Source organism: Gilvimarinus gilvus (assembly GCF_030518155.1).
In the GTDB taxonomy this organism is placed as follows: Bacteria; Pseudomonadota; Gammaproteobacteria; order Pseudomonadales; family Cellvibrionaceae; genus Gilvimarinus; species Gilvimarinus gilvus.
In genome coordinates this window covers 1-7,065 of record NZ_JAULRU010000117.1, presented here as the reverse complement: position 1 = coordinate 7,065, position 7,065 = coordinate 1, and the positions used below count along the sequence as shown (strand labels likewise).

The following is a 7,065-nucleotide window of genomic DNA, read 5'->3' as shown; positions in this document are numbered from 1 at the left end:
GGGCTTTTTTGTTTGCAGCTCGCTCGGATTGCCTGCCCGCAAGCACAGCTAGCGGGCGTTCACCTGGCGCGAAACGGTGTTTCGCTAAAAACGCCATCTGAACCCTCCCGAGTGCGCCATATTAAAAAGCCTACCCCTATTGGAGTGGGCTTTTTTATGGGATCGGTCCAGATTAATAACCTACCTCCCTGTAGGTCACACTTAGGTCTGCTCCTGCGAATTTGTCCCTGCCACCAAGCACAGCTTGGCGACGCTCATCCCATGCACTATTGCCCAGACCAACTCTGACAGATCTCCTCTACCGAGGGCATTGGTGGCAAACTCTTAGTCGCTGCAGGCGTGCCGAGGTAAACATAACCGATAAGCTTTTCGCCTTCCTCCAACCCCAGCCCCTTCAGCACATGAGTGTTATAGGCCATATCTCCGGTGCGCCACATAGCCCCCAAACCCAAGGCAAAAGCAGCATTAACAACATTCTGTGCTGCAGCTCCTGCCGACACAACCTGCTCCACCTCCGGCACTTTAGAGTGTGCTTGACAGCAAGCCACTACCAGCAGCAAAGCGGGTGCTCGCAAAGGCATATTGATTAGCTTTTGCTGAAAGGTCTCGGGCAGGTCAGGTGTGTCTTTGAGTACACTCTCGCAATAAAGTTTACCTAAGTCAGCCCGCGCATCGCCCTCAACCGTAAGAAATCGCCATGGACGAAGTTGGCCATGGTCCGCGGCTCGCAGGGCTGCCCCAAGTAAAACCCGCCACTGCTCGGCACTGGGGCCGGGCTCCCGCAGTTTTGGGACAGATACTCGCTCTGTTAACGCTGTAATGGCGTCCATAACTGCGCCTCCTGCCTTTAAAATCGTTGAAAAGTGTGCATTCTAACAACTTTTAGCTGCCTCCAAGGCACAAAAATTCGCATACAACGCCCTCTTAGACCATAATCGGATAAAACATAATAGAGCATGCAGTTTATGCAAATACCGACTTTGGTGTTGATTATCGGCCTCGAAGCGGCACTGGCATTGATTATTCTTTGCGTGCTGCTGGCTCTGTATGCCCGCAAGGTCAAAAAATTACTCGCACGCCAGCAAGAGCAATTGCGTCAGGCCATGCAGCGCCCAGTGGCTGCGTCACCACCCGTCGCTCCACCTACACCCGCAGAGACCTCGGTTAGCCCGCAAGCCTATTTACAAGAACAGCTCGAGGCTACCTCGCAGGTATTTGCCGCCGAGGCGCCTGATACCGATATTGCAAATGCCCAGCCGAGTGAGCTGTCGAGCATTGCCCGTATCGCTGCGATCCGCCACGCCATACTCTCCGCTGAGACCAATGGCGATGACGCGCCTGGCTTAACAAACGAGCAATGGCAGGCTCTGGGCCAGAAGCTACAGGCACTGTTCAGCGCCGAAGAGGGCCGCTCGGACGATGCGCAGGCACTAGAAAATGCCCAGAAGCGCATTCAGAACCTGGAGAAATTTAAAAAACTCTTTTTCGAGATGGAAGATAAATGGAACGCCGCGCGCAGCGACGCACAGAATTACCATGATCAGCTCGCTGGAATGACTGAAGGAGTTGAGGATCAGGAACAGTTTGAGGCCGTACTGGCCAAGTATCACGCGGTATATGACGGCATTAGTGACTCTATTGAGGAGGCCGCTGACTCTGGCTCTGACGCGGCCAAGCAAGAGACGGGCGAAACCAAAACTGTCACGGTAACCAAGCCCGACCCACGCACGACAGACCAGCTGCACGCCCTGCGCAACGTGGCAGCAGACCAACACCGCCTGATCAACAAGCTGCAAAAGCAGCTCCAGGATGCGCAAACCGCCGAACAAAAAGAGGTGGTTATCCAAGACTTACAGGGGCAGCTGGCGCAACAAGAGCGCTATGTTAAAGAGTCCGAAACCTGTGTGAAACTGCTCGAAAGCGAGCTGGATACCGCCATCAAAAAGCTCAACGAGTACGAGGTAGCGGCCGAGGCTAGTGCAGGCGACGAGGAAGAAATCAAGGAGATGCGCGCGACCCTGCATCAGTTCACTCTTGAAACCAAAGAGCTATTAAAACGGCTTGAAGCCCTTGAGACAGAAAACCAAAGCCTGAAATCCGGCGATGGGGCTGTCCAAACCAAGCCTGGCGCAGGTGCGGACACCACTAATGCAGAGGCTGATGCACAGCTTACCAGCCTGAAAGAAAAGTACTCTAGTCTTGAAACCCAATACGCCGAACTGGAGGAGAAGTACCTCGACCTGCGGGCACAATAACCCTTTCTGATGCAAATCATAGACGCATCAGGCTAAGCCGATTAAGATGTGACAACTGTTTACCAGCCGCAAATATCGTTTGTCTCGCTAGATGTGGACGCTCCACTTAGGCTTGGACGCGCTCAATCTACCCCAGACATATAAGGCACTACCAACAATGATTAACGCCACAAAAGACAGAAAACAACACCCAAAGAAAAACGAAACAGTGCTGCAACAGTACTACTTTCGCACCTTGATGTGCTTCGCCACAGGTGGCACTTTAGCCGCCATGATGGACTGGAAAGACGTCAACTGGCTCTACCTTACTGCGATAATCTTTTTATTACTGTACGCCTATGTCGCTTACGCCTATACCCGCAGGCAAACTGAAGAAAAAATTCGCACAGTCAACCGCTGGCTGTCGTACAGCGATGCAGCCATAGTAGGCGTGGTCCTCAACCTCATCAGCTTCTCACTGTTGCCCAGCATTCTGTTTCTGGCAATGATTCAGTTCAACGCCCTGCTCAACGGTGGCCTCAGACGCTGGTTGGAAGATAATACTGCCCTCGCCTGTGGCGTAGGGATCAGCCTGTTGATACACAAACCGCAACTGATATTCGCCAGCGACATTCAAATCAGCGCTGTTAGTCTTATTGGTATTATTACCTACTTTTTGGCCTATGCCCTGTATATGCACCAGCGTTTTCATCGCCTAAAGCTGTCTAACGCTAAGCTGTTAAACGAGCAAAAATGGCATAAAATCCGCGCTTATAAGTTGTCGCGATACTTGGCGCCGGCGGTGTGGCAAGCGATTAACCAAGGCCGCGATGAAACCCTTCAGGCCGAGCGCAAAAGGATCACCATTTTCTTCTCGGACATTAAAGACTTCAGCCAGCTGTCAGAAGAAATGGAGGCGGAAACCCTCACCGAGCTTCTCAACCAATACCTTACAGAAATGACCAAGATCGTTGCCCATTTTGGCGGCACCATCGATAAGTTTATGGGCGATGGCATTATGGTATTGTTTGGCGACAGCAACAGTAAAGGCGTCAAAGACGACTGCCTCAATTGTCTGCACATGGCCATTGCCATGAAAAAGCGCATGAAGTCGCTGCAGCAAGAGTGGTGGAATCAAGGCATTAAACGCCCGCTGCAGATTCGCATGGGTATTAACACGGGCTACTGCACGGTAGGTACGTTTGGTACATCCAGCCATTTGGACTACACCGTTCTAGGCACCCACGTTAATTTGGCTAGCCGCCTGGAGTCTGCCGCAGCACCTGAAGAAATTCTCATTTCTCACGAAACCTGGTCTCTGGTAAAAGACTCGGTCCTGTGTCGCGACAAGGGTGAGATCAGCGTTAAAGGTTTCAGCTCGCCCGTAAAAGTCTACGAAGTGGCCGGCCTGCGCAAAGACTTAGGGCGCAATCAAACCTACTTCGAAGATCGCACTGAAGGCTTTTCAATGTATCTCGACTTAGAAAAGGTGCGCAATTACGATAAAGAAAATGTGCTTTCGGCCCTGGGCAAAGCGGCCGAAAAACTACGCGACAAGATTATTGTCTAATTAAGCGAACTGCCGCCAGTGGCTTCGCCTCGCTGCTGCGATAAGGGTTGATATCCAAGCCACCACGCCGGGTATATCTTGCGTATACTTCGAGTGATTGTGGCTGACAACGGCTTTGAATGTCGCAGTACATTCTCTCAACGCAGTGCTCGTGAAAATCTTGATGCTGGCGAAAAGACACGATGTACTTTAGCAGTCCCTCTCGGGCAATTTTATGACCCCGGTATCGAACCCAAACGCTGGCCCAGTCTGGCTGGCCGGTAACCGGACAATTCGACTTTAGCAGATTACTGTACAATCGCTCATCGACTAACTCATCGGGCTGTGCACTCAACAACTGAGCGTTGGGCGAGTAATCATTTATCTCGACATCTTGCTGATCAATACACTCCGCGTGCCATGGTGCCTGCTCAAAACTGCCAAGAGCGCGCACGCTTGTCAGTGATGATAAGCTCACCGCCACTGGCGCGCCCGCAGCCTGACTAAAATCCCGCTCAATTTTAGCGGCCAATTCATCCATGGACGCCATACGTGTTTGGTTGAACGAATTCAAATACAGCTTGATGGACTTGGATTCAATTATATAAGTGCTGACGCAGGGCAAACTGAACTCAATGAGCGCGACTTGAGGTAGCCCCTTAAGATTTAACCAGGACAGCTCATAGCCGGTCCAGATATCCTCTCCCACAAACGGTAAGTGGACGTCACTTAAACCCAGGGCCGAGCGCGACTGCGAGCGGGGTATGGGATACAACAACGCAGGGTCGTACTCGGACACATACTCACTGCTTTTGCCCAAAGGGCTATCAATTACATTAGCCATATCACCTCCTAGGCCCGCAAACGCTTACCGGTTTTAAGCAGGTGCAACCCCACAAAAAATAACACCGCGGTAAACAACGCCAAACCCGAAAAGGCAATATACACATGCTCACCACCCACACCCAACAAACCATAACGAAAGGCGTCCACCATATGCAAAATCGGATTGAGCTGAGAAGCATAGCGCCAAAAATCCGGTAACAAACTAACCGAATAAAACACACCGCCAAGATAGGTTAACGGGGTTAAGATAAACGTGGGCACGATAGAAATATCATCAAAGGTGTTGGCAAACACCGCATTGATAAAACCGGCCAAAGAAAAAAACAATGAGGTTAGAATAATAATGGTAACCGTAAGCACCCAGCTGTAGACCTGAATGTCGGTAAAGAACAGAGCCACACCCGTCACCAACGCACCCACCAAAAGGCCGCGCGCCATACCGCCTGCGCAATAACCCAGTAATATAATGACGTTAGGCGTAGGCGATACCAGTAACTCTTCAATGGAGCGCTGAAACTTTGCACTGAAAAAAGACGAAACCACGTTCGAATAGGTATTGGTGAGCACCGCCATCATAATCAGGCCAGGCACCACGAACTGCATGTACGGAATACCGTCCATCGTACCCACACGCGAGCCAATCAGCTTGCCAAAAATGACAAAATACAGCGACATGGTGATGACCGGCGGCAATAGGGTCTGCACCCAAATTCGGGTAAAACGTCTAATCTCTTTGCGAACCAGCGTTGACAACGCAACCCACTGACCGTTGAAGTTCATTCGCCCTCCTCCCCGGTCAATTGATTACCCACCAGAGATACAAACAACTCCTCCAGGCGATTTGCTTTATTGCGCATGCTTACCACTTCCACATTTTGCTCGCTTAGCTGGGCAAATAGTCGATTCAGACATTGGCCTTTTTCCACCTCAACCTCAAAACTATGCTCATCCTTCAGTTCGACCTTGTGACCATTAAGAGTTGGCGCTTGAGCCAGCACAGTCGATGTATCAAATACAAACACCTCTTGATTAAGCCGTGTTAACAGCTCTCGCATACTCGTGTTTTGGACGATTTCGCCGCGATCGATAATAGCCACATTGCGGCAGAGGCTTTCCGCCTCCTCCAAATAATGCGTGGTTAAAATGATGGTGGTGCCCTGCGCATTGATCTCCTTCAAAAAGTCCCACATCGACCGGCGCAGCTCAATATCCACCCCAGCAGTAGGCTCATCGAGAATTAATATTCGGGGCTCGTGCACCAGTGCCCGAGCAATCATCAGACGGCGCTTCATGCCGCCAGAGAGCATCCGCGCGGGCGTGTCTCGCTTGTCCCACAAACCCAATCGCTTTAGGTACTTGTCGGCCCGCTCAGCGGCCTTGGCGCGCGGCAAGCCGTAATACCCCGCCTGCTGCAGAACAATATCCCGCACCTTTTCAAATTGACTGAAGTTAAATTCCTGCGGCACGATCCCCAGCTCTTGCTTGGCAGCTGAGAAATTTTTGTCAATGTCATGCTCGAAGACTTTAATGTGGCCCGAAGTCTTGCGTACCAGCGAGCTAATAATACCGATAGTTGTGGATTTGCCCGCACCATTCGGGCCTAACACGGCGTAAAAATCACCGGGCTGTACCTCCAGCGAAATCCCTTTTAAAGCCTCAAATTTATTGTCATAAACTTTGTGCAGATTTTTTATCGAGAGCGCAGCTGTCATAATGGCCTCTGGTTTTCGCCACCTGCGTGGCTAAGTACATCGATTTGTGGAGACATTACCATGTCCGAATCCAGCGCCGAGTCTGTTTATCGCGAATTTCATCGCAACCTTCTGACGCAATTTATACTCGCGACCCAGCAGCAACCACCGTTTATTCAAGAAGAGTGCGATGAAGACGCTCTGGAGTATCTCTCGCAACTGGAAGCTTTACCTTCACTGCAAGGCAGTGACTATATAGAGCAGGGGCAGCGGTTGCTAACACGCACGATTGCGAGCTTTGCACACCTCACACCTCTTTTGCCCAGAGATCTGCTCTGGCATTTTGGCGGCGATTGCCTGCACTATATGCCGGACGAGGAGATTGAAAAGTTCCAGCAGCTAGACGAACAGCTTCATCAGGCAATCGAGGATAACCAACCCTTTGATTACGCGACCGAACGCGCCCGCCTGCTGGGTCTTCACTAAAGCTGCGAAAGTATACCAGCCCGGGTAATGCGCGTAACGCATCGCCCGATACGACAACTGCAAATTTTGGCAAAGTTGAAACCAAAAAGGGCCAGCGCAAGCGCTGACCCTTTGAATTTGGAGCGGAAAAGGAGGCTCGAACTCCCGACCCCAACCTTGGCAAGGTTGTGCTCTACCAACTGAGCTATTTCCGCTTGGCGTCCCCTAGGGGAGTCGAACCCCTGTTACCGCCGTGAAAGGGCGGTGTCCTAGGCCTCTA

General features: G+C 51.3%; 7 protein-coding genes and 1 tRNA gene. 3 read left to right on the top strand and 5 right to left on the bottom strand.

The window, feature by feature from the left end; all coding sequences use genetic code 11:
- Positions 1 to 266 precede the first annotated feature (266 nt).
- Positions 267 to 830 carry a nitroreductase family protein gene (locus QWI17_RS00660; protein WP_302720566.1) on the bottom strand — a complete coding sequence of 188 codons (564 nt, stop codon included), beginning with the start codon at positions 828 to 830 and terminating at the stop codon, positions 267 to 269.
- 135 nt (positions 831 to 965) lie between these two features.
- Between QWI17_RS00660 and QWI17_RS00655 the strand changes: the two genes are divergently transcribed.
- Together QWI17_RS00655 and QWI17_RS00650 are read left to right on the top strand one after the other, a co-directional pair.
- Positions 966 to 2,255: a coiled-coil domain-containing protein gene (locus QWI17_RS00655; RefSeq protein WP_302720565.1), complete on the top strand. Its 1,290-nt coding sequence runs from the start codon at positions 966 to 968 to the stop codon at positions 2,253 to 2,255.
- Positions 2,256 to 2,412: 157 nt separating this feature from the next.
- On the top strand, positions 2,413 to 3,804 hold the full coding sequence (locus tag QWI17_RS00650; RefSeq protein WP_302720564.1) for an adenylate/guanylate cyclase domain-containing protein: 1,392 nt from the start codon (positions 2,413 to 2,415) through the stop codon (positions 3,802 to 3,804).
- Here the strand turns inward: QWI17_RS00650 and queF are convergent.
- Genes queF through QWI17_RS00635 form a run of 3 tightly spaced genes read right to left on the bottom strand, consistent with a single transcriptional unit; the run spans position 3,794 to position 6,341 of the window.
- Complete coding sequence (gene queF / locus QWI17_RS00645; protein ID WP_302720563.1) at positions 3,794 to 4,627, bottom strand: NADPH-dependent 7-cyano-7-deazaguanine reductase QueF; 834 nt, start codon at positions 4,625 to 4,627, stop codon at positions 3,794 to 3,796. The genes QWI17_RS00650 and queF overlap by 11 nt on opposite strands.
- A gap of 8 nt (positions 4,628 to 4,635) precedes the next feature.
- Entirely contained in the window at positions 4,636 to 5,409 is a 774-nt protein-coding gene (locus QWI17_RS00640; RefSeq protein WP_302720562.1) for an ABC transporter permease, read from the bottom strand.
- The gene (locus QWI17_RS00635) at positions 5,406 to 6,341 is read right to left on the bottom strand and encodes an ABC transporter ATP-binding protein (RefSeq protein ID WP_302720561.1); all 936 of its coding nucleotides are present in this window, start codon (positions 6,339 to 6,341) and stop codon (positions 5,406 to 5,408) included. The genes QWI17_RS00640 and QWI17_RS00635 overlap by 4 nt, the downstream gene beginning before the upstream one ends.
- 60 nt (positions 6,342 to 6,401) lie before the next feature.
- Between QWI17_RS00635 and QWI17_RS00630 the strand changes: the two genes are divergently transcribed.
- Positions 6,402 to 6,806: a PA2817 family protein gene (locus tag QWI17_RS00630; RefSeq protein ID WP_302720560.1), complete on the top strand. Its 405-nt coding sequence runs from the start codon at positions 6,402 to 6,404 to the stop codon at positions 6,804 to 6,806.
- Between the two features lie 118 nt (positions 6,807 to 6,924).
- Here QWI17_RS00630 and QWI17_RS00625 read toward each other — a convergent pair.
- Positions 6,925 to 7,000 (bottom strand) — tRNA-Gly (locus QWI17_RS00625).
- Between the last annotated feature and the right edge of the window lie 65 nt (positions 7,001 to 7,065).

Bases quoted from the DNA above. Each gene is read 5' to 3' on its own strand.
- QWI17_RS00660 (WP_302720566.1), bottom strand. From the start codon at position 830: ATGGACGCCATTACAGCGTTAACAGAGCGAGTATCTGTCCCAAAACTG.
- QWI17_RS00655 (WP_302720565.1), top strand. From the start codon at position 966: ATGCAAATACCGACTTTGGTGTTGATTATCGGCCTCGAAGCGGCACTG.
- QWI17_RS00650 (WP_302720564.1), top strand. From the start codon at position 2,413: ATGATTAACGCCACAAAAGACAGAAAACAACACCCAAAGAAAAACGAA.
- queF (WP_302720563.1), bottom strand. From the start codon at position 4,627: ATGGCTAATGTAATTGATAGCCCTTTGGGCAAAAGCAGTGAGTATGTG.
- QWI17_RS00640 (WP_302720562.1), bottom strand. From the start codon at position 5,409: ATGAACTTCAACGGTCAGTGGGTTGCGTTGTCAACGCTGGTTCGCAAA.
- QWI17_RS00635 (WP_302720561.1), bottom strand. From the start codon at position 6,341: ATGACAGCTGCGCTCTCGATAAAAAATCTGCACAAAGTTTATGACAAT.
- QWI17_RS00630 (WP_302720560.1), top strand. From the start codon at position 6,402: ATGTCCGAATCCAGCGCCGAGTCTGTTTATCGCGAATTTCATCGCAAC.